Source organism: Falsirhodobacter sp. 1013 (genome assembly GCF_051195255.1).
Lineage (GTDB): Bacteria > Pseudomonadota > Alphaproteobacteria > Rhodobacterales > Rhodobacteraceae > Falsirhodobacter.
Window position 1 is genome coordinate 163119 of sequence record NZ_JBNJLK010000004.1, and the last position, 19788, is coordinate 182906.

The 19788-nt window shown below is 66.2% G+C and carries 17 protein-coding genes; 5 read left to right on the top strand and 12 right to left on the bottom strand.

Annotation, left to right across the window (positions count from 1 at the left end; all coding sequences use genetic code 11):
• Positions 1–5: 5 nt before the first annotated feature.
• Positions 6–1052: a cysteine desulfurase family protein gene (locus ACSHZY_RS08840; RefSeq protein WP_435168246.1), complete on the bottom strand. Its 1047-nt coding sequence runs from the start codon at positions 1050–1052 to the stop codon at positions 6–8.
• Entirely contained in the window at positions 1049–1510 is a 462-nt protein-coding gene (locus ACSHZY_RS08845; protein WP_435168248.1) for an Rrf2 family transcriptional regulator, read from the bottom strand. Before ACSHZY_RS08845 ends, ACSHZY_RS08840 begins: the two co-directional genes overlap by 4 nt.
• 139 nt (positions 1511–1649) lie before the next feature.
• Here ACSHZY_RS08845 and ACSHZY_RS08850 point away from each other — a divergent pair, with 139 nt between their 5' ends.
• The 4 genes from ACSHZY_RS08850 (at position 1650) to typA (ending at position 6379) form a co-directional block, all read left to right on the top strand.
• Positions 1650–2309 carry an alpha/beta hydrolase gene (locus tag ACSHZY_RS08850; RefSeq protein ID WP_435168250.1) on the top strand — a complete coding sequence of 220 codons (660 nt, stop codon included), beginning with the start codon at positions 1650–1652 and terminating at the stop codon, positions 2307–2309.
• A complete protein-coding gene (locus ACSHZY_RS08855) occupies positions 2309–2893 on the top strand; it encodes an HD domain-containing protein (RefSeq protein WP_435168252.1) in 585 nt (194 codons plus the stop codon). The genes ACSHZY_RS08850 and ACSHZY_RS08855 overlap by 1 nt, the downstream gene beginning before the upstream one ends.
• Before the next feature lie 81 nt (positions 2894–2974).
• On the top strand, positions 2975–4186 hold the full coding sequence (locus tag ACSHZY_RS08860; RefSeq protein WP_435168253.1) for an NADP-dependent isocitrate dehydrogenase: 1212 nt from the start codon (positions 2975–2977) through the stop codon (positions 4184–4186).
• A gap of 372 nt (positions 4187–4558) precedes the next feature.
• Positions 4559–6379: a translational GTPase TypA gene (gene typA / locus ACSHZY_RS08865; RefSeq protein WP_435168254.1), complete on the top strand. Its 1821-nt coding sequence runs from the start codon at positions 4559–4561 to the stop codon at positions 6377–6379.
• Positions 6380–6441: 62 nt separating this feature from the next.
• Here typA and ACSHZY_RS08870 read toward each other — a convergent pair whose 3' ends face one another.
• The 3 genes from ACSHZY_RS08870 to recA are packed head-to-tail and all read right to left on the bottom strand — an operon-like array spanning position 6442 to position 10509.
• Positions 6442–6729 carry a DUF1330 domain-containing protein gene (locus ACSHZY_RS08870; protein ID WP_435168256.1) on the bottom strand — a complete coding sequence of 96 codons (288 nt, stop codon included), beginning with the start codon at positions 6727–6729 and terminating at the stop codon, positions 6442–6444.
• 3 nt (positions 6730–6732) lie between these two features.
• Positions 6733–9381 carry an alanine--tRNA ligase gene (gene alaS / locus ACSHZY_RS08875; protein ID WP_435168257.1) on the bottom strand — a complete coding sequence of 883 codons (2649 nt, stop codon included), beginning with the start codon at positions 9379–9381 and terminating at the stop codon, positions 6733–6735.
• Positions 9382–9441: 60 nt separating this feature from the next.
• The gene (recA, locus tag ACSHZY_RS08880) at positions 9442–10509 is read right to left on the bottom strand and encodes a recombinase RecA (RefSeq protein WP_435168259.1); all 1068 of its coding nucleotides are present in this window, start codon (positions 10507–10509) and stop codon (positions 9442–9444) included.
• A 187-nt stretch (positions 10510–10696) separates the two neighbouring features.
• Here recA and ACSHZY_RS08885 point away from each other — a divergent pair, with 187 nt between their 5' ends.
• Positions 10697–11284 (top strand): hypothetical protein, encoded by a 588-nt coding sequence (locus tag ACSHZY_RS08885; RefSeq protein ID WP_435168261.1) that lies wholly within the window; start codon positions 10697–10699, stop codon positions 11282–11284.
• On the opposite strand, the gene ACSHZY_RS08890 is transcribed toward ACSHZY_RS08885, so the two are convergent.
• The 7 genes from ACSHZY_RS08890 to ACSHZY_RS08920 are packed head-to-tail and all read right to left on the bottom strand — an operon-like array spanning position 11277 to position 19786.
• A complete protein-coding gene (locus tag ACSHZY_RS08890) occupies positions 11277–13307 on the bottom strand; it encodes an ATP-binding protein (protein WP_435168262.1) in 2031 nt (676 codons plus the stop codon). The two genes, ACSHZY_RS08885 and ACSHZY_RS08890, sit on opposite strands and share 8 nt — an antisense overlap.
• A 35-nt stretch (positions 13308–13342) precedes the next feature.
• On the bottom strand, positions 13343–14488 hold the full coding sequence (locus tag ACSHZY_RS08895) for an RsmB/NOP family class I SAM-dependent RNA methyltransferase (protein WP_435168264.1): 1146 nt from the start codon (positions 14486–14488) through the stop codon (positions 13343–13345).
• Between the two features lie 48 nt (positions 14489–14536).
• A complete protein-coding gene (locus tag ACSHZY_RS08900; protein ID WP_435168266.1) occupies positions 14537–16300 on the bottom strand; it encodes an adenine deaminase in 1764 nt (587 codons plus the stop codon).
• Positions 16297–17199, bottom strand: coding sequence for a nucleoside hydrolase (locus ACSHZY_RS08905; RefSeq protein ID WP_435168267.1), 903 nt, complete (start codon positions 17197–17199; stop codon positions 16297–16299). Before ACSHZY_RS08905 ends, ACSHZY_RS08900 begins: the two co-directional genes overlap by 4 nt.
• On the bottom strand, positions 17192–18199 hold the full coding sequence (locus ACSHZY_RS08910; RefSeq protein ID WP_435168269.1) for an ABC transporter ATP-binding protein: 1008 nt from the start codon (positions 18197–18199) through the stop codon (positions 17192–17194). The genes ACSHZY_RS08905 and ACSHZY_RS08910 overlap by 8 nt, the downstream gene beginning before the upstream one ends.
• On the bottom strand, positions 18192–18965 hold the full coding sequence (locus ACSHZY_RS08915) for an ABC transporter permease (RefSeq protein WP_435168271.1): 774 nt from the start codon (positions 18963–18965) through the stop codon (positions 18192–18194). The genes ACSHZY_RS08910 and ACSHZY_RS08915 overlap by 8 nt, the downstream gene beginning before the upstream one ends.
• Positions 18962–19786, bottom strand: a complete 825-nt coding sequence (locus ACSHZY_RS08920) for an ABC transporter permease (RefSeq protein WP_435168273.1) — start codon at positions 19784–19786, stop codon at positions 18962–18964. The genes ACSHZY_RS08915 and ACSHZY_RS08920 overlap by 4 nt, the downstream gene beginning before the upstream one ends.
• Positions 19787–19788: the final 2 nt, after the last annotated feature.

The following is a 19788-nucleotide window of genomic DNA, read 5'->3' on the forward strand; positions in this document are numbered from 1 at the left end:
TCCATCTACGCGAGGCGTGCCAGATGCCGCGCCCGCGCCTTTGTCCAGGTGTCCGCAAAGCGGTCCGCCTGATCCTTCGTCACATCCGGTCCAAGCGAGATGCGCAGCGCCGAGGACGCCCCCACCTCGTCAAATCCCATGGCCCGCAGCACCCGGCTTTGCCGGACCTTGCCGCTGGAACAGGCCGAGCCCGCCGAAACGGCAAAACCGGCCAGATCCATCTGCATCACCTGCGTCTCGCCCTTCCAGCCGGGGGTAACCAGGCACAAAGTGTTCGGCAGGCGCGGGGTTTCCTTGCCGACTGAAATAGTCACATTTCCATCCCCGCACAACGTGGAATCAAGAATGTTTCTAATTTCCGCGACCCGGTCCCAGACCCCGCTGGCCAGATCACGCGCCGCCGCTTCCGCCGCCGCACCAAACCCCGCGATGCCCAGGATGTTCTCGGTCCCGGCCCGCCGGCCCATCTCCTGCCCGCCGCCCTTCAGCTGCGCCGCCACATCCAGCCCACGCCGGATCACCAAGGCGCCGACCCCCTTCGGGCCGCCCAGCTTGTGCGCCGACACCAGCGCCATGTCGCAGCCCAGCCAGTTGAAGGCCAAGGGGACCTTGCCAAAGGCCTGCGTCAGGTCGCTGACCGCCAGCCCTTCCGGCAGTGATTGCAGGATGCCCGTTTCGGAATTGGCGTATTGCAGCGCGGTTCCGGCGGGATCGGTAACCTCCACCTGCCCCTTTGTGTCCGTGGGCAGGACGGCCCGGCACCAGGCGGACACGGCCTCATGCTCGATATCCGAACAGACGAGCCCGCGACCGGCGCAGGCCAATGCCGCCGCTTCCGTCGCGCTGGACACGAAGACGACGTCCGCCCCATCCGCGCCCAAAGCCCCGGACACCTGCGCGCGCGCCTTCTCGATCAGGGTCTTCGCCGCCCGCCCCTCGGCATGAACCGAGGACGGGTTGCCCGCCACGTCCATCGCCGCGATCATCGCGGCGCGCACCTCGGCCCGCAGCGGCGTCGTCGCATTCCAGTCAAGATAGACGCGCTCCGTCATTCCTCGTCCACCACCCGGAACAGGGCGGGCACGGCAGGGCATGGGGCCATGCCGTTAGTGATCACGTCGGACAGGCGCGTCTGGTGCAGGAACACGTAGACATGCGCCGACAGCCCTTCCCACAAGCGGTTGGTCATGGATTGCGCGCGGCTGCCCGACACCCCGCCAGACGCGCCGGCGCCGCTGTGCATGGCGTTCACATGCTCCTCCACCGCCTCCATGATCTCGCTGATGCGGATGGCGTCGGGGCTGCGGGACAGACGGTAGCCGCCGCCGGGGCCGCGCACCGCCTCCACCAGGCCCGCGCGGCGCAGTTTCACGAACAACTGCTCCAGATAGGGAAGGGAAATGTCCTGGCGCTTGGACACCTCGGCCAGGGACACCAGCCCCTCGCCCCGCTGCAGCGCCAGATCCGCCAGCGCCACCATCGCATATCGTCCCTTGGTCGAGAGTTTCATGTCCGGCCCGCCCCAGATAGATTGACGTCGGCCCACCGGCCGCTTAACTGCTTTCCATCCCGAGGGGGCCCGATTGTCAAGCCCTTTTGGAATGATTCTAAAGTAATGGCGCGCTGCGCCCGCAAGAAGAAGGCGCACGATGCCCGAAGTGATTTTCGCCGGTCCCGAGGGACGTCTGGAAGGACGTTATCACCCCCAGAAGGAACGCGACGCGCCGATCGCCATCGTGCTGCATCCGCATCCGCAATTCGGCGGGTCCATGAACAACCGCGTTGTCTACAACCTGCACTATGCCTTCTACAATCTGGGCTTCACCGTGCTGCGGTTCAACTTCCGCGGCGTGGGGCGCAGCCAGGGCGAATACGATCAGGGCATCGGGGAGTTGTCGGACGCGGCCTCGGCGCTGGATTACCTGCAGTCGATGAACCAGAACGCCAAGCATTGCTGGGTGGCGGGCTTTTCGTTCGGGGCGTGGATCGGCATGCAGCTTCTGATGCGCCGGCCCGAGATCACGGGCTTCGTATCCGTTGCCCCGCCGGCCAACATGTACGACTTCTCGTTCCTCGCGCCCTGCCCGGCGTCGGGCCTGATCATCAACGGATCGGCCGATCGCGTGGCGCAGCCCAAGGACACGGTCAGCCTGGTGAACAAGCTGCACGAACAGAAGGGCATCACCATCACCCACGAGGTGATCGAGGGTGCCGACCACTTCTTCAAGGACGACGAGACGCACATGAAGCCGATGATCGATACCGTCAGCGGCTATGTGAAGCGTCGTCTGGGCGAAACGAGCCGCTGATGACGGATCGCCTCTCGCAGCAATTCGCATTCCTGCAAGAGGCGGACCGGCTGAAGGGCGTCCTGCGCGCGGGACGCCTGTGCGACGGGTCGCGGTTCGAGAATTCGGCCGAACACAGCTGGCACCTGACGCTTTATGCCATGGTGCTGGCCGATCACGCCCCGTCGGGCGTGGACATGGCGCGCGTCCTGAAGATGCTGATCCTCCATGATCTGGTGGAGATCGACACGGGCGACGTGCCGATCCACTCGCAGAACGGCACCGCCCACGCCTCCGACGCGCAGCAGGCGGCCGAGGCGCAGGCCGCAGACCGTATTTTCGGCCTTCTGCCGCCCGATCAGGCCGCCGACTTCCGTCGCATCTGGGAAGAATTCGAAGCCAACAGCACCCCCACCGCCATCTTCGCCAAATCGCTGGACCGCGTGCAGCCGGTTCTGCAGAACGTGGCCAATGGCGGCGGCTCCTGGACGGATTACGATGTCACGCTGGAGCAGCTCGACGCCCGCGTCGGAAGCAAGATCGCACGGGGGCTGCCGGATGTCTGGCCATGGCTGCGCAACCGCATCCTGCCCTTCTTCCCGTGACCGTATACATCTGCATACTTTCCTTTTGATTTTCCCCGCGCTACACCTATCCCCGAAACCTGCAACCACCCGAGGACATTCATGTCGAAGATCAAGGTAGCCAACCCCGTCGTCGAGCTTGACGGCGACGAGATGACCCGGATCATCTGGGACTTCATCAAGAAGAAGCTGATCCTTCCCTATCTCGACGTCGACCTGAAGTATTACGACCTCGGGATCGAGGAGCGTGACCGCACCAACGACCAGATCACGATCGATGCGGCCAACGCGATCAAGCAGTACGGCGTCGGCGTCAAATGCGCCACGATCACGCCCGATGAGGCGCGGGTCGAGGAGTTCGGCCTGAAGCAGATGTGGCGTTCCCCGAACGGCACGATCCGCAACATCCTGGGCGGCGTCATCTTCCGCGAGCCGATCATCTGCCGCAACGTGCCCCGTCTGGTGCCGGGCTGGACCCAGCCGATCGTCGTCGGCCGCCACGCCTTCGGCGACCAGTACCGCGCCACCGACTTCCGCTTCCCCGGCAAGGGCACGCTGACGATCAAGTTCGTCGGCGAGGATGGAGAGACGATCGAGCGCGAGGTCTTCCAGGCCCCCGGCGCCGGCGTCACGATGGCGATGTACAACCTTGATGAATCGATCATCGACTTCGCGCGCGCGTCGTTCAACTACGGTCTGGTCAAGGGTTGGCCGGTCTACCTGTCGACCAAGAACACGATCCTGAAGGCCTATGACGGCCGCTTCAAGGACCTGTTCCAGCAGATCTTCGACGAGGAGTTCGCCGACAAGTTCAAGGCGGCCGGCATCCATTACGAACACCGCCTGATCGACGACATGGTCGCGTCCGCGATGAAATGGTCGGGCGGCTATGTCTGGGCCTGCAAGAACTACGACGGCGACGTGCAGTCGGACACCGTGGCGCAGGGCTTCGGCTCGCTCGGCCTGATGACCTCGGTCCTGATGACACCCGATGGGAAAACGGTCGAGGCGGAAGCGGCGCACGGCACCGTGACGCGCCACTACCGCCAGCACCAGAAGGGCAAGGAAACGTCGACGAACTCCATCGCGTCGATCTTTGCCTGGACGGGCGGCCTGAAGCACCGCGCCAAGCTGGACAACAACACCGCGCTGGCCAACTTCGCCACCACGCTGGAAAAGGTCACGGTCCAGGCGGTCGAGGACGGCTTCATGACCAAGGACCTTGCCCTGCTGGTGGGTCCGGACCAGCAATGGCTGACCACGATGGGCTACCTTGAAAAGGTGGACGAATACCTGAACAAGGCGCTGGCCTGATCCTGAACGGCCCGGAGGACACTCCGGGCCGTCTTCGTGTGAAACGGACGGAACCGGTTGGTGCCAAACTCGTTACCTTCCCGAGCGTCGCGGTGACGCAGAAACTGGAGGAACGTGATGAACAGCATCATTTATCTTGTCGGCCTTGTGGTCATCGTTGTCGCCATCCTGTCGTTCATCGGCATTGGCTGATACGGCATCGCTTTCCGCGTTCACCGCGCGGCCGGACGTGACACGCAGAGACGGGCACCCCCCGCTCTGCGTTTTTCATTTGTTGCATGCGCGGGCCGCATGGGGGCCGCCCGCCACTCGGGGCTGGCAATTTGCGCCAACCCCGTGTATCGCGACAGCGCAGCATCTAAAGGGCATCGGATGGAACTCCGCAACATCGCGATCATCGCGCACGTCGACCATGGCAAGACCACATTGGTGGACGAGCTTCTGAAGCAATCGGGCGCGTTTCGCGACAACCAGGCCGTGGCCGAACGCGCGATGGACAGCAACGACATCGAGCGTGAGCGCGGGATCACCATCCTTGCGAAATGCACCTCGCTGGAATGGAACGGCACCCGCATCAACATCGTCGACACCCCCGGCCACGCCGATTTCGGCGGCGAGGTGGAGCGCATCCTGAGCATGGTCGACGGGGTCGTCCTGCTGGTCGATGCCGCCGAAGGCCCGATGCCGCAAACGAAATTCGTGACCTCCAAGGCGCTGGCCCTGGGCCTGCGTCCGATCGTGGTGCTGAACAAGGTCGACAAGGCCGATGCCGAGCCCGACCGCGCGCTGGACGAGGTGTTCGACCTTTTTGCAAGCCTTGGCGCCGACGACAACCAGCTCGACTTCCCGACAATGTACGCCTCGGGCCGTTCGGGCTGGGCGGACATGGAGCTGGACGGCCCGCGCAAGGACCTGTCGGCGCTGTTCGACCTGATTCTGAAGCACGTCCCGCAGCCCAAGCAGATCGCCCGCCGGAACGAGCCGTTCCAGATGCTGGCGACCACGCTGTCGGCCGACCCCTTCATCGGCCGCATCCTGACCGGCCGTGTCGAGGCGGGCACGCTGAAGGCCGGTGACACTCTCAAGGCGATGACCCGCACGGGTGAGCGGATCGAGCAGTTCCGCGTGTCCAAGGTCCTCGCCTATCGCGGTCTGGTCCAGACGCCGATCGACGTGGCCGAGGCCGGTGACATCGTGACGCTGGCGGGCATGACCAAGGCCACTGTGGCCGACACGCTGTGCGACCTGTCCATCGACGTGCCGCTGCCCGCACAGCCGATTGACCCGCCGACAATCTCCGTCACCTTCGGCATCAACGACTCGCCGCTGGCCGGCAAGGATGGCAACAAGGTGCAGTCGCGCGTCATCCGCGAACGCCTGATGAAGGAAGCCGAGGTCAACGTCGCGATCAAGGTCACCGACACCCCCGGCGGCGACGCCTTCGACGTGGCAGGCCGTGGCGAACTTCAGATGGGCGTGTTGATCGAGAACATGCGCCGCGAAGGGTTCGAGCTCTCGATCTCCCGCCCGCGCGTGCTGTTCAACGAGGTGGACGGCGTCCGGATGGAGCCGATCGAGGAAGTCACGATCGACGTCGACGACGAATACACCGGCGCCGTGATCGAAAAGCTGACCGGTCCCCGCAAGGGCGACCTGACCGAGATGAAGCCCGCGGGCGCCGGCAAGACGCGGATCATCGCGCATGTCCCGTCGCGCGGCCTGATCGGCTATCACGGCCAGTTCATGACCGACACGCGTGGCACCGGCGTGCTGAACCGCGTGTTCCACGAATGGGCGCCCCACAAGGGCCCGATCGAGGGCCGTCGTGCCGGCGTTCTGATCTCCATGGAAAGCGGCATCTCGGTCGCTTATGCCATGTGGAAGCTGGAAGATCGCGGCCACTTCTTCATCGGCGTTCAGGAACCGGTCTATACCGGCATGATCATCGGTGAGCACAACCGCGAGAATGATCTGGAAGTGAACCCGCTGAAGGGCAAGCAGCTGACCAACGTCCGCGCTTCGGGCACGGACGAGGCGGTTCGCCTGACGACGCCGGTCACGATGTCGCTGGAACAGGCGATCGCCTATATCGACGACGACGAACTGGTCGAAGTCACGCCGAAAGCGATCCGCCTGCGCAAGCGTCACCTGGATCCGAACGAGCGCAAGCGCCACTCGCGCGCCGCACAATAAAAGAAAGCCGCCCCTCGGGGCGGCTTTTTCGTATCCGGTGGGGGGGAAAAGGCCGGGCGGCCTCACTCCAGTTCTTCGACCACAACCAGATCGCGGACGGAGGCATTCTTCGAATGCTCCATCGCCGCCTGATACTCCGCCGAACGATAGCAGGCCACCGCCGCATCAAGCGACGGGAAGCGGACGACGACGTTGCGCTTCCGCTCCTGCCCCTCCAGCTGCACATAAGGGCCGTTGCGGTGCAGGAATACACCGCCATGGGCCGCGATGGCCGGTCCCGCCGCCTTGGCATACAGCGCATAGCTATCGGGATCGGTCACTTCGACATGGGCAATCCAAAGCGCGGACATCTCTCAAACCTCCAGATAGGTTTCCACGGCCTTCACGGCCTCTTCGGCCTTCGACGCGTCTGCGGCACCGGCTTGCGCCATGTCGGGACGGCCACCACCGCCCTTGCCGCCAAGCGCTTCGGCCGCGGCTTTCACCAGATCCACCGCCGACAGACGACCCGTCAGATCCGCCGTGACGCCTGCCGCCAGCGCCGCCTTCCCGCCCGTGTCGGAGATGAGGAGAACGGCACCCGAGCCGATCTTGGTCTTCATCTCGTCGATCAGGCCCGGAAGCTCCTTGCCCGATACGCCTTGGACGATGCGCGACAGGAAGCGGACGCCGCCGATCTCCTTCGCCTCGCCATCCGCGCCCGACATCGCAGCCTCGCGCTTCAGCTGCGCCAGTTCGTTGGCCAGCGCCCGGCGTTCTTCCACCAGCGCCCGCGTCCGTTCCACCACCTCGGCCGGAGAGGCTTTCAGCACCGCCGCAACCTCGGCAAGCCGCTTCACCTGCTCAGACAGATGGGCCAGCGCCGCATCGCCCGTCAGCGCCTCGATCCGCCGTACACCGGCCGAGGAGGCGGAGTCGCTCAGCAGAACGAACAGACCGATCTCTCCCAAACGGCCGACATGGGTGCCGCCGCACAATTCCAGCGAGTAGGTCGTCCCGTCGGTGCCCTTGCCCGAACCGTCGAGGTTGCCCATCGACACGACCCGAACCTCGTCGCCGTACTTTTCGCCGAACAGCGCCTGCGCGCCCAGTTCGCGCGCGTCGTCGGGGGCCATGACGCGGGTCACGACTTCACCGTTCTGACGGATCAGCGCGTTGACCTCGGCCTCCACCGCCGCGATTTCGTCCGCCGTCAGGCCCTTGGCATGGCTGAAGTCGAAGCGCAGACGATCCGGCGCGTTCAGGCTGCCCCGCTGCGCGACGTGATCGCCCAGCGTGCGGCGCAGCGCCTCGTTCAGCAGGTGCGTGGCGGAGTGGTTGCTTTCGATCGCCCCGCGACGTGCACGGTCCACCACCAGTTCGGCGCCCTGACCCGTCGCGATCTCGCCCTCGATCACCTCGGCCGAATGGATGAAGAGGCCCTGGCTGCGCTTCGTGTCGGTGATGCGCGCGCGGCCGGTGTCGGTCGACAGCACCCCCGCATCGCCCACCTGGCCGCCGCTTTCGCCATAGAAGGGCGTCTGGTTCAGCACGATCTGCACCACGTCGCCGGCCACGGCCTTAGGCGCCGCGGCACCCTGCATGACGATGGACTGGATCTGCCCTTCGGCCGCGACGGTGTCATAGCCCAGGAATTCGGTCGCGCCGAAGCTGTCGGCCAGATCGAACCAGATCGCGGCGTCCTTCGTCTCGCCCGAACCGGACCAGCTGGCGCGCGCCTTGGCCTTCTGTTCGGCCATGGCGGTGTCGAAACCGGCGGTGTCCACGGCACGACCCTTTTCGCGCAGCGCGTCCTGCGTCAGGTCCAGCGGAAAGCCGTAGGTGTCGTACAGCTTGAACGCCGCCTCGCCCGGCAGGGGCGCATCTTCGGGCAGACCGGCCAGTTCGTCGTCCAGCAGCTTCAGGCCACGGTCCAGCGTTTGGCGGAACTTCGTTTCCTCCTGCCGCAGCGTTTCCTCGATCAGGGCCTGCGCGCGGGTCAGCTCGGGATAGGCGGCGCCCATCTGGCGGACCAGCGCCGGCACCAGGCGGTGCATCAGCGGATCCTGCGCGCCCAGCTGGTGGGCATGGCGCATCGCGCGGCGCATGATGCGGCGCAGGACATAGCCGCGACCTTCGTTCGACGGCATCACGCCATCGGCCAGCAGGAACGAGGTGGAGCGGAGGTGGTCGGCGATCACGCGGTGATGCGTCTTGCCCGAACCGTCCGGATCGGAGGAGGTCGCGTGCGCGCTCGCCTCGATCAGGCTGCGCATCAGGTCGGTGTCGTAGTTGTCGTGCTTGCCCTGCAGCAGCGCGCCGATCCGCTCCAGCCCCATGCCGGTGTCGATCGACTGCATGTCGAGGGCGCGCATGGAGCCGTCCTCGAACTGCTCGTTCTGCATGAAGACGAGGTTCCAGATCTCGATGAACCGGTCGCCATCCTCGTCGGCGGAACCGGGGGGGCCGCCCCAGATCTTGTCGCCATGGTCGAAGAAGATCTCGGTGCAGGGGCCGCAGGGGCCGGTCGGACCCATCATCCAGAAGTTGTCGTTCGTGGGGATGCGGATGATGCGGTCGTCGGACAGGCCCGCGACCTTCTTCCACAGCGCCGCCGCCTCGTCATCCGTGTGGTACACGGTGACCAGCAGGCGGTCCTTGGGGATGTCGAAATCCTTGGTCAGCAATTCCCACGCGAAGGGAATGGCCTGTTCCTTGAAATAGTCGCCGAAGCTGAAGTTGCCCAGCATCTCGAAGAACGTGTGGTGCCGGGCGGTGTAGCCCACGTTGTCCAGATCGTTGTGCTTGCCGCCCGCGCGCACGCATTTCTGCGCCGTGGTGGCGCGTACGTAGTCCCGCGTCTCGTCCCCGGTGAAGCAGTTCTTGAACTGCACCATGCCCGAGTTCGTGAACATCAGCGTGGGATCGTTGCGCGGAACCAGCGGGCTGCTTGGCACGACCGTGTGCCCGTTCCGCGCAAAGAAGTCGAGGAAGGTGGATCGGATATCGTTCAGCGACGGCATGGGGGCCCCTGTTCTTGTCTTGCCCCCGTTTACCCCCCGCCGGGCCTTACAACAAGGCCCTCACTCTTCCATCAGGTCGTCCGCGTCCGGCTTGAAGCTGAGGTCGAGGCCGTGCGCCGCACGGACCTTGTCCTCGATCGACCGGGCGGTCTGCGGGTTGGCGCGCAGGAACTGCTTGGCGTTCTCACGACCCTGCCCGATCCGTTCATCCCCGTAGGAATACCACGAGCCGGACTTTTCGACCACGCCGGCCTTCACGCCAAGGTCCACCAGCTCACCCAGCTTGGAGATGCCTTCGCCATACATGATGTCGAATTCGACCTCTTTGAACGGAGGGGCGACCTTGTTCTTGACGACCTTCACGCGCGTGGCGTTGCCGATCACCTCGTCCCGGTCCTTGATCGCGCCGGTGCGGCGGATGTCCAGACGGACCGAGGCGTAGAACTTCAGCGCGTTGCCGCCCGTGGTGGTTTCCGGCGAGCCGAACATCACGCCGATCTTCATGCGGATCTGGTTGATGAAGATCACCATGCAGTTCGACCGTCCGATGGACGCCGTCAGCTTGCGCATCGCCTGGCTCATCAGACGGGCCTGCGAGCCCATCTGCATGTCGCCCATGTCGCCCTCGATTTCGGCCTTCGGCGTCAGCGCCGCGACCGAATCGACCACGATCAAGCTGACCGCGCCGGAACGGACCAGCGTGTCCACGATCTCCAGCGCCTGCTCGCCGGTGTCGGGTTGCGAGATCAGGAGTTCGTCCAGGTTCACGCCCAGCTTCTTGGCATAGGACGGGTCCAGCGCGTGTTCGGCGTCGACAAAGGCGCAAACGCCGCCCTTCTTCTGTTCCTCGGCCACCACATGCAGCGTCAGCGTGGTCTTGCCCGAGCTTTCGGGGCCGTAGATCTCGATGATCCGGCCCTTGGGCAGGCCGCCGATCCCGAGTGCAATGTCGAGCCCCAACGAGCCGGTGGAGGTCGCCTCGACCTCCATCACCGCGTTGTCCTGCCCGAGTTTCATGATCGAGCCTTTACCGAACTGCCGTTCGATTTGTGCCAGTGCGCTTTCGAGCGCCTTCGCCTTGTCCATTTCGCGCTTTCCGTCCAAATCAAAAAGGTTCGCAGTCGCCATACGGGGATCCTTTTCGCACAGCTGCCAGCCGCGGGCAAATCTGACGATGTTCTTGTCTTGTTCTTATATGGTGGAACAGGGTCCGGATCGCAAGGGATTTCGTTAAGAAAGCTTTTCACCTGAAAATGCTTAAGCAATGGTTTACGGGTCCGTCAGACACGGATTCCAAAGAAGGGACGACACGACGATGCTGGTTTTCTGGGAACAACGACTGGTCTTTCTGGCGACGCCGAAAACCGGTTCGACCGCCGTGGAGGCGGCCTTGGAATCCTTGGCCGCCGTCACGATAACCCGCCCCCCCTTGCTGAAGCACACGACCGTCCACCGCTTCCAGCGCTTCATTGGCCCCTATCTTCGCGCGGCGTCCGGCCATGATTTCCAGACGGTGGCCCTGATGCGCGAACCGCGCGACTGGCTGGGCAGCTGGTTCCGCTACCGCACCCGGCAGGCCGTGGACGAAACCAAGGCGACCCGCGGGATGAGCTTCGAGGATTTCGTGCGCGCCTACGCCTCGGACCCCCAGCCGGCCTTCGCGGATGTCGGTTCGCAGGAACGGTTCCTGCGGCCGAAGCAGGATCAGGGCATTGACCACCTGTTCCGCTACGAGGAGATCGACCGCTTCGTCGCGTTTCTGGAGGAGCGCCTGGATTGCGAGATCACGCTGCCCCGGCTGAACGTCTCGCCTCCCGGCCAGACGGAACTGTCGGCCGAGGGCGAGGCGCTTCTGCGCTCCGCCTGCGCCCGCGACTACGAACTGTACGACAGCCTCAGCTGAGCACGCGCTGCACCGTTGCCGTCAGGTCGTTCAACGAGAAGGGCTTGGGCAGGAAGACCGAGTTCGGGAACTGCATCTGTTCGTCCGCGAAGGCTTCCTGCGCATAGCCCGACACGAAGACCACGCGGGCCGTGGGGCGCTGGCGCAACGCTTCCCGCACCCAGGTGGGACCGTCCATGCCGGGCATGACGACGTCGGTCACGAAGACGTCGACGGCCAGATGCGGATCCTCCAGCAGCTCCAGCGCCTCCTCGGCGCTGCCGGCTTCCAAGACCGTGTAGCCGCGCAGGCGCAGCGCCCGTGATGCGAAGGCCCGCACCGGCGCTTCATCCTCCACCAGCAGCACTATGCCGCCATCGGTGCTTTGCGGCTGGCGGGCAATGGCCGGTGCGGCCGGGGCAACGTCCGGCTCCTGAACCGTGACGGGGAACAGAAGATGGAAGGTGCTGCCCTTGTCCGGCGTGCTGTCCACGAAGATGTAGCCGCCCGTCTGCTTCACGATGCCATACACGGTCGACAGGCCAAGACCCGTGCCTTCTCCGGGGCGCTTGGTGGTGAAGAACGGCTCGAAGATCTTGCCCAGATGGTCGGCGGCGATGCCGGTGCCATGATCCACCACGCGAATCACCGAATAGTCGCCGGGGGGTACGACCGCGCGGTTGCGGTGCAACTCCTCGGTCAGGGACAGCGCCTCGGTCACGATGCGGATGGTGCCGCGGGTGGGCATCGCGTCGCGCGCGTTCACGACGAGGTTCATGATCACCTGTTCCAGCTGACGGCGGTCGGCGCGGATATGGCCAAGGCCGTTGCCATGCTCCAGCCGCAGGGTCACCCGTTCGCCCACCAGGCGGTTCAGCAGATGAGCGAGGTCGGACAGAACCTCCTCCAGCTCCAGCGTTTCCAGCTTCTGGGTCTGCTTGCGCGAAAAGGCCAGAAGCTGCCCCACCAGACTGGCCGCGCGGTTGGCGTTCTGGTGGATCTGCATCAGGTCCGCGTATTCCGGATCCTCATGATCGTGGCGCAGCAGCAGCAGATCGCAATGGCCCGAGATCGCGGTCAGCAGGTTGTTGAAGTCATGCGCCACGCCCCCCGCCAGCTGCCCGATGGCCTGCATCTTCTGGCTTTGGATGAACTGCGCTTCCAGAACGCGCACGGCGGTGGCATCGATCATCACGCCCAGGACCACGTCGCGTCCGCGTTCCTGCATCCGGCGCAAGGTCAGCTGCACATGCGCGTCCTGATCGCGGCGCACGCGAAGAACCTCGCCCGGTGCCACCAGCCGCCCAACGGCCACGTCCTGCAGCCACGCCGTCATGGACCGCCCCAACCCTTCAAACAGGTCGGAGATCGTGATCCGCTCCCCCAGATCGAGTCGCAGGGTTTCGCGCGCCAGCGCGTTGGCCGTCAGCACCTTTCCTTCCGGGGAAAAGATCACCAAAGGAATGGGCACCTGTTCGAAACGGATGCGCGTGGGCAGCACCAGTTCCGGCTCCGGCAGCGCCACCTCCTGCACGTCGGCCCGCTCCAGCCGCCACAGGAACAGGCCTTTTCCGCCGTCATGCACGCTCAGGCTCGACCGGACGGCACCGGCCGTCACCTCCTCCAGAACCGTTCCGTCGATGCGGGCGCGCGCCAGCATCCGCAGCGTCACGAAATCAGGTTCGGCGAACAGGCCGGGAAAGCGTGGTTTCTGCCCTTCGATCGCCCCGGCGGCGCGGGCGCTGGCATTGGCGAACCGAACATGTCCCTGCCCGTCCGTGGCAAAGCACAGGTCCGGGTCCCGCTCCAGAAGGCGGCGCAGGACGTCCCGCTGCGCCCGGTCCCGGCAGGCCTGCACGCTCCAGACCACCAGCGCGCCCACGGCCAGCGTCCAGAACGTCGCGACCACCGCCAGCCCCGCATCCACCATCGCGTCGGATTGCGACAGCCAGGTCGGCCCCAAGGCCAGAAGACCGGCGACAACAAGACCCGCCGCCCAAAGCAGCAGGGGGTTCACGTGCGAAAGGAAGGCGCTTTTCAACATGCCGCGATGGGTCGCAAATAAAGGTTAACCCCCTCTTAAGCCGAAGGGGCCTGAAGCAGCGCCAGATAGAAGCCGTCGCCCCCGTCCAGCGGGGTCAGGCGGCGATCCGCCGGCCGCTGCCAGCCGGGGTGGCGGGACAGGAAGGCGTCGATCTGGTCGCCGTTTTCCGCCTCCAGCAGGGAACAGGTGGCATAGGCAAGAATGCCCGCGGGCCGCAGCGTCGGCGCCACCTGATCGAGGATGTCCGCCTGAACCTGCCGCAAGGCGTCCAGCCGTTCGGGCGTCAGCAGCCATTTCCCTTCGGGGGCACGCCGCCAGCTTCCCGACCCGGAACAGGGCGCATCCACCAGAACAAGGTCATAGGTCCGCGACAGCGCCGCCTTCGTGTCGATCCGCGCGACGGACACTCCGGCCCGCGCCGCCCGTGCCGGAAGGTCCGTCATGCGTTTCGGGTCGATATCATGCGCCGACAGGTCCAGCCGGGCGCGCGCGGCCATGGCCAGCGTCTTGCCGCCCCCGCCCGCGCAGAAATCCAGCACGCGGTCGCCGTCCTTCAGCGGCAACGCCTCGATCACCGCCTGAGAGGCGGCGTCCTGCAATTCCACCCTCCCCGTGCCATAGGCGTCGGAGTTCTGGATGCGCCGTGCGCCCTCAACCACTTCCAGCGCGGACCGGGCAAGGGGATGCGGGCGGGCCACGATCCCTTCCCCGGCCAAGGCGCGCGCCACGGCGTCGCGATCGCCCACGGCCCGCAGGAAGACCCGCGCGCGATAACGCAGCGCCTCCATCACCGGGGCGAAATCCGGCCCGAGGGAGGATTCCAGCTGCGGCGCGATCCAGTCGGGGCAATCCAGCGCCTCCAGCCGTTCAGGGGGCCGCCCCGTTTCCACCACGGGCGCAGGGGCATGGCCTTCGCCGGTGAAGAGCGGTGCGGGATCGGCACCCGACGCCAGCACCCCGCCCAGGATAAGCCCCCGTCCCGTTTCCCCGCCGCCCAGCGCGGCAAAGCTGCGGCGGCAGCGGATCGCGTCGAAGACAAGATCACGCACCGCCGCCCGGTCGCCCGATCCGGCGAAACGGCTGCCGCGCGCCCAGTTGATCAGCGCCTTTTCGGCAGGGACGCCGGAAAGCCAGCGGTCCAGAACGGTCATGGCGGCGGAAAGGCGGGCGGCTGGGGTCATGGCATCCTCGTTCGGCTGCGCGGCCCATAACGCAGCCCGCGCGCCATGTCACGCGAAGGGACCGATCAGAACCCCCGTGGCCCCGTCCCCGATTCCCAGATCCGTCACCCGTGGGCCCGGATTGCAGGCGAGCGAGGCGCCGACCAGCGCCTTGAACGTCCGCAAGGGCGGCGCCCAGTCAGCCACCTCGTCGGCGGCGGCACGCAGGCGCACCAGCGCGTGGGCCGTGCGTTCCGCCGCGGCGTCCGACAACAGGCCGCACACCGGCAGGGGCAGCACCGCCAGAACGCGGTCGCCCTTCGCCACGGCCATCCCGCCCCCGCAGTCGCGCAGCGCGTTGGCCGCCGCCGCCATGGCCACCGGATCGCGCCCGAAGACGCACAGGTTGTGGCTGTCATGGGCCACGGTGGTCGCGATCGCGCCCGTCCAGCAGCCCCAGTCGTCCAGCACGCCCAGCGAGGGCACGGCCTCCCGCAGGCCGTGACGGTGGATCACGGCCATCATCAGCTTGTCTTCGGGCAGAACCACCGCGCCATCCCGCATCGGCAGCTCCTGCACCCGAAGTTCGGTGAAGCGGGGGCGGAAGACGGTGTTGACGGCCACGGTCCCCACCGCCTGCGTCCGCAGCACGAAATCCGACGGCACAAGCAGCGGTACCTTCACCGTGTCGGTGAAGCGCGTCTCCCCGGCCCCCCGCACACGGTCCAGCGCCACGCCGTCACGCCCCACCTCGCGGCCCGAGGCGAAGACATGCGCCATCCGGAACCGCTTCAGATCGTCGATCACGATCAGGTCGGCCCGCCGCCCCGGCGCCACGAGGCCGAGGTCCGGCCGCCCGATCCGCATGGCGGCGTTCAAAGTGGCCGCACGCAGGGCGTCCAGCGCGGGCATTCCGTATCTTACCAGCCGACGGATCACGTCCACCATGCCGCCGCGCACGATCAGGTCATCGGGGAACACGTCGTCAGTGCAGATCGTCAGGGTCTGGGGCAGATGGGGCAGCGTCTTCAGCGCCTCCACCACCCCCGGCAGCACGTAATCGTGCGAGCCGCGCAACTCTACCGTCAGGCCGGCGCGCAGCTTGGCCAGAAGATCCTCACCCGACGTGATCTCGTGATCGGATCCGACACCGGCGGCGGCATAGCCCTGAAGATCCGCCCCCTCCAGCCCGCGCGCGTGGCCGCAGACCAGCTTGCCCGAGGCGAGCCCCTCGCCCACGATGCCGCGCATCTTCGGGCTGCGGTCCAGCACACCGCGCATGTCCATCACCTCGGCCACGCCGCAGATCTCGGGCATGGCCAGCATGCGGGCCATCTCCTCCGCCTCGAACACGGCGCCGCCCTGTTCCAGCCCGGGGGCCGAAGGCACGCAGGACGGGGCCAGTGGCAGCACGCGCAGCGGCAGGCCGCGGATCGCCCCCACCGCCCAGTCGATGCCGGCAAGGCCCGCGACATTCCCCACCTCGTGCGGGTCCCAGACCACGGTGGTCGTGCCCTGCGGAACCACCACCTCGGCATATCGTCGCGGCGTGGTCATGGAGCTTTCGATGTGCATGTGCGTGTCGATCAGCCCCGGCGCGATGAAGCGTCCCGTGACGTCGATCACCTGCGCCGCATCCGCCCGCGTTCCCCCCGAATGGACCGAGGCGATGAGCGGCCCGACCAGCCCCACATCGGCCACCCGCAGTTCGGATGTGGCCATGTCGACCACCGTGCCCCCGCGCAGCAGGATGTCGAAGGGCGCACGCCCCGTGGCGGCCGCGACGGCGCGATCCCGCAGAACGGTTTCGTTCAGATCCTGAGGTTCGTTCATGCCTGCGCCGCCCGTTTCAGCCCATCATGGAACAGACCGCTTATTCGTTCCGCGTCGGCCCGCACCGCAACCCGGGCGTTGGGGGCCGCGCGGTGGGCGCGCCATTCCACGACGGTCATCCCCCGCGTGTGGGTGCCCGTCAACTCCATGTCCAGGCGGGCGGACCGGAACTCCACCACCGACGCATCGATCAGGACGGCCGCCGCCACCGGATCGTACAGCGCCATCGGACGGCCCGCCGCGATCGCCACGTAACCTTCCAGCAGATCGGCCAGAAGCTGGCCGCGTTCGGTCGCAATGGCCCGCAGCGGGGCCACATCGGCCATCGTCAGCGTGACCTGACGGCAGACGTCCAGCCCCACCATCGCCAGATCCACCCCGGCGGCCAGCAGGACGTCCAACGCCTCCGGATCGATGGCGGCGTTGAACTCGGTCGCCGCCGTATGATTGCCGCCCGACGCGGCACCCCCCATCCACGTCACGCGGATGCGCCCCGCCACCTCGGGATGGGCCTGCACCAGCCGCCCGATGTTCGTCAGAGGACCGAGGGCGAGGATATCCACTCCACCCGCGTTGATCCAGCAAAGCAGCGCACCGATGGCGTCATTATCATCAGCAACACCATCGGCTGGCGGCAGCTTGCGCCCCGTGCCCGGCATGCCGTCCGTCCCCAGAACGTAATCCGCCGTCACGAGCGCCCCGTTCAGCGGGCCTTCGGCACCCGCATGGATGGGAACCGGCCAACCGAACACCTCACGCGCGGCACAGGCATTCCTTACCGCCTGATCCAGCGTGACGTTCCCCGCCACGACCGACAGCCCCGCCACGCGGTCCCACAGCATGCACCACGCCGCCAGATCGTCGAAACCCATATCCGTGTCGATCCACAAGTCACGCACGCGGCAGCCTCACGGCGCTGGCCTCGGGCAGGTCGAAGGCGATGGTTTCGCCCGCTTGGTGACGTGGGGCGGAGGCGGGCGCTTCGGCCTTGATGTCGCCCAGCGGCGTGGTCAGCAGATATTCCACCACCTGCCCCAGATAGGAGGCGCCGGCCACCGTGCCGCGATGCGGACCCTGCCCCAGCACCACGGCATGCGGACGCCAGGCCAGACCGACGGCGTCGCGCACCTCGAACCCGATGGGGGCGATGCCGGCCAGCAGGCCGTTGTGGATGACGAAGGTGTTCTCGAACCCCATGAAGCCCGCCACGAAGACGGACGCCGGACGTTCATAGATCGCGTCCGGCGTGCCCGCCTGCTCGATCCGGCCGTCGCGCATGACGATGATGCGGTCTGCCAAGGCCAGCGCCTCGGATTGGTCGTGGGTCACGTAGATCATCGCGATCCCCAATTCACGCTGCAACCGGGACAGTTCGGACCGCATCTCCAGCCGCAGGCGGGCGTCCAGATTGGACAGAGGTTCGTCCAGAAGCAGCAGCTTCGGTTCCACCACGATGGACCGCGCCAGCGCCACGCGCTGCTGCTGGCCGCCGGACAATTCGCGCGGCAGGCGCTGGGCCAGATGCAGAAGGCCGGTGGAGGCGAGGGCCTTGTCCACCCTTTGCGTCAGCTCCACCCGTGGGACACGTGCAAGGCGCAGGCCGAAGGCCACGTTCTCGAACACGGTCAGGTGGGGGAACAGGGCATAGGACTGGAAGACCAGCCCGACCCCGCGCTTGTTCGGCGGCACGCGGGTGATGTCGCGCCCGTCCAGCGTGATGGTTCCCCCCAAGGGTGTCATCAGGCCGGCGATGGCGCGCATCGTGGTGGTCTTGCCGCAGCCCGACGGACCCAGAAGCGCCACCAGCTCCCCCGGCTGCATCGCGAAGTCCAAAGCCTCCACGGCCACCGTGTCGCCGTATCCCAGCGTCAAACGGTCCAGTTTCAGAAATTCAGACATAACGCGACAACCCCAACAATTTCTCGGCCACCATCACCACCGCCAGCGACATCAGGGCCAGAAGGCCCGACAGCGCCGCCACCGAGGGGTCGTAGTTGAATTCCATGTAGAACATCATGTCGATCGGCAAGGTCGTGACCCCCGGCCCCGACAGGAACAGCGACACCGGCACCTGGTTGAAGGACGTGATGAACCCGATGATGAAGGCGGCCATGATGCCGGACCGGATGTTCGGCAACACCACCTTCAGGAACGCGCCCATGCGCGAGGCGCCCAGCATCACCGCCGCCTCCTCGATGTCGGGGCGCAGGTTGACGAGGCTGGCAGACACCACGCGCACGGCATAGGGCACCAGCAGCGCCGTGTGCCCGATGAACAGCGCGATCGTCACGCCCATGCCGGTCGGGATCACCAGATGACGCAGCAGTGCAAGGCCCACGATGATGCCCGGCACCACGATGGGTGCCGTGACGATGTTGCGGATCACCTCCGCCCCCGGCGGGCGATAGCGTTCCAGCGCATAGGCGGCCGGTATCCCCAGAAGCAGCGCCGCCAGCGTGGCCACGATGGCCAGCGTCATCGACAGGGCGAAGGCGTTGCGGAAACTTTCCACCTCGAACACCCGCGCCACCCAGCGCAGCGACAATCCCTGCGGCGGGAAGGACAGCGTTTCCCCCGCCGAAAGACCCGCGATGCAGATGATGACGAAGGGCCCGATCAGGAACAGCAGAACCGCCGTCAGAAGAAGGTTGCCGGAGATCCTCATGCTTTCCTCACGCTGGCAAGCTTTTTCAACAGGATGTTGGTCAGCACCGACATCGCGATCAGGATCACCGCGATCACGGCGGCCGAGGCGTAGTCGTTCGCCACCGACACCCGCTGATAGAGCAGCGTTTCCAGCATCAGCACCTTGGACCCCCCAAGGATGGCCGGCGTGACATAGGCGGTCAGCGACCCCACGAAGACGAGCGTGCCGCCCACGACCAGCCCTTCCTTCGTCAAGGGCAGGATCACCTTCCAGAACACCGTCAGCCAGTTCGCGCCCAGCACCCGCGCCGCCGGCACCACGTCGCGGGGCATGTTCTCCAGCGCCGAGATCAGGGGCAGGACCATCAGCGGGAAGAACAGCTGGATCAGCCCGATGAACACCGCCGTTTCCGTAAACAGGATGCGCAAGGGGCGTTCGATGATCCCGAGGTTTTCAAGCCCCACGTTGACGAACCCCGTCCGCCCCAGGATCACCAGCCACGCATAGGTCCGCGCGACCGGAGAGATCATGAGCGGCAGGACCAGCATCGCGATCAGCCGCCCCTTCGTCTTCGGCCCCTTGTCCACGACCGCCATCGCCACGCCATAGCCGAGGATCGCCGACACCAGCGTCACGGTCAGGCCCAGCCGGAACGTGCGCCAGAACACCTCGCGGTTCAGGGCCGACCCGAAGAAATCGAGGGTGTTCCCGAAGCCCCACCCCCCGCCGGTGCGAAACGCGCCCGACAGCAGGACAAGAACGGGAACAAGGAACCCCACGGCGACGAACAGCGTCGCGGGGGCCAGAAGCCAAAGGCCGATGCGGCGGTCCTGGAACATGG

Excerpts from the sequence above, each read along its gene's own strand:
- ACSHZY_RS08840 (WP_435168246.1), bottom strand. The coding sequence starts at position 1,052 with ATGACGGAGCGCGTCTATCTTGACTGGAATGCGACGACGCCGCTGCGG.
- ACSHZY_RS08845 (WP_435168248.1), bottom strand. The coding sequence starts at position 1,510 with ATGAAACTCTCGACCAAGGGACGATATGCGATGGTGGCGCTGGCGGAT.
- ACSHZY_RS08850 (WP_435168250.1), top strand. The coding sequence starts at position 1,650 with ATGCCCGAAGTGATTTTCGCCGGTCCCGAGGGACGTCTGGAAGGACGT.
- ACSHZY_RS08855 (WP_435168252.1), top strand. The coding sequence starts at position 2,309 with ATGACGGATCGCCTCTCGCAGCAATTCGCATTCCTGCAAGAGGCGGAC.
- ACSHZY_RS08860 (WP_435168253.1), top strand. The coding sequence starts at position 2,975 with ATGTCGAAGATCAAGGTAGCCAACCCCGTCGTCGAGCTTGACGGCGAC.
- typA (WP_435168254.1), top strand. The coding sequence starts at position 4,559 with ATGGAACTCCGCAACATCGCGATCATCGCGCACGTCGACCATGGCAAG.
- ACSHZY_RS08870 (WP_435168256.1), bottom strand. The coding sequence starts at position 6,729 with ATGTCCGCGCTTTGGATTGCCCATGTCGAAGTGACCGATCCCGATAGC.
- alaS (WP_435168257.1), bottom strand. The coding sequence starts at position 9,381 with ATGCCGTCGCTGAACGATATCCGATCCACCTTCCTCGACTTCTTTGCG.
- recA (WP_435168259.1), bottom strand. The coding sequence starts at position 10,509 with ATGGCGACTGCGAACCTTTTTGATTTGGACGGAAAGCGCGAAATGGAC.
- ACSHZY_RS08885 (WP_435168261.1), top strand. The coding sequence starts at position 10,697 with ATGCTGGTTTTCTGGGAACAACGACTGGTCTTTCTGGCGACGCCGAAA.
- ACSHZY_RS08890 (WP_435168262.1), bottom strand. The coding sequence starts at position 13,307 with ATGTTGAAAAGCGCCTTCCTTTCGCACGTGAACCCCCTGCTGCTTTGG.
- ACSHZY_RS08895 (WP_435168264.1), bottom strand. The coding sequence starts at position 14,488 with ATGACCCCAGCCGCCCGCCTTTCCGCCGCCATGACCGTTCTGGACCGC.
- ACSHZY_RS08900 (WP_435168266.1), bottom strand. The coding sequence starts at position 16,300 with ATGAACGAACCTCAGGATCTGAACGAAACCGTTCTGCGGGATCGCGCC.
- ACSHZY_RS08910 (WP_435168269.1), bottom strand. The coding sequence starts at position 18,199 with ATGTCTGAATTTCTGAAACTGGACCGTTTGACGCTGGGATACGGCGAC.
- ACSHZY_RS08915 (WP_435168271.1), bottom strand. The coding sequence starts at position 18,965 with ATGAGGATCTCCGGCAACCTTCTTCTGACGGCGGTTCTGCTGTTCCTG.
- ACSHZY_RS08920 (WP_435168273.1), bottom strand. The coding sequence starts at position 19,786 with ATGTTCCAGGACCGCCGCATCGGCCTTTGGCTTCTGGCCCCCGCGACG.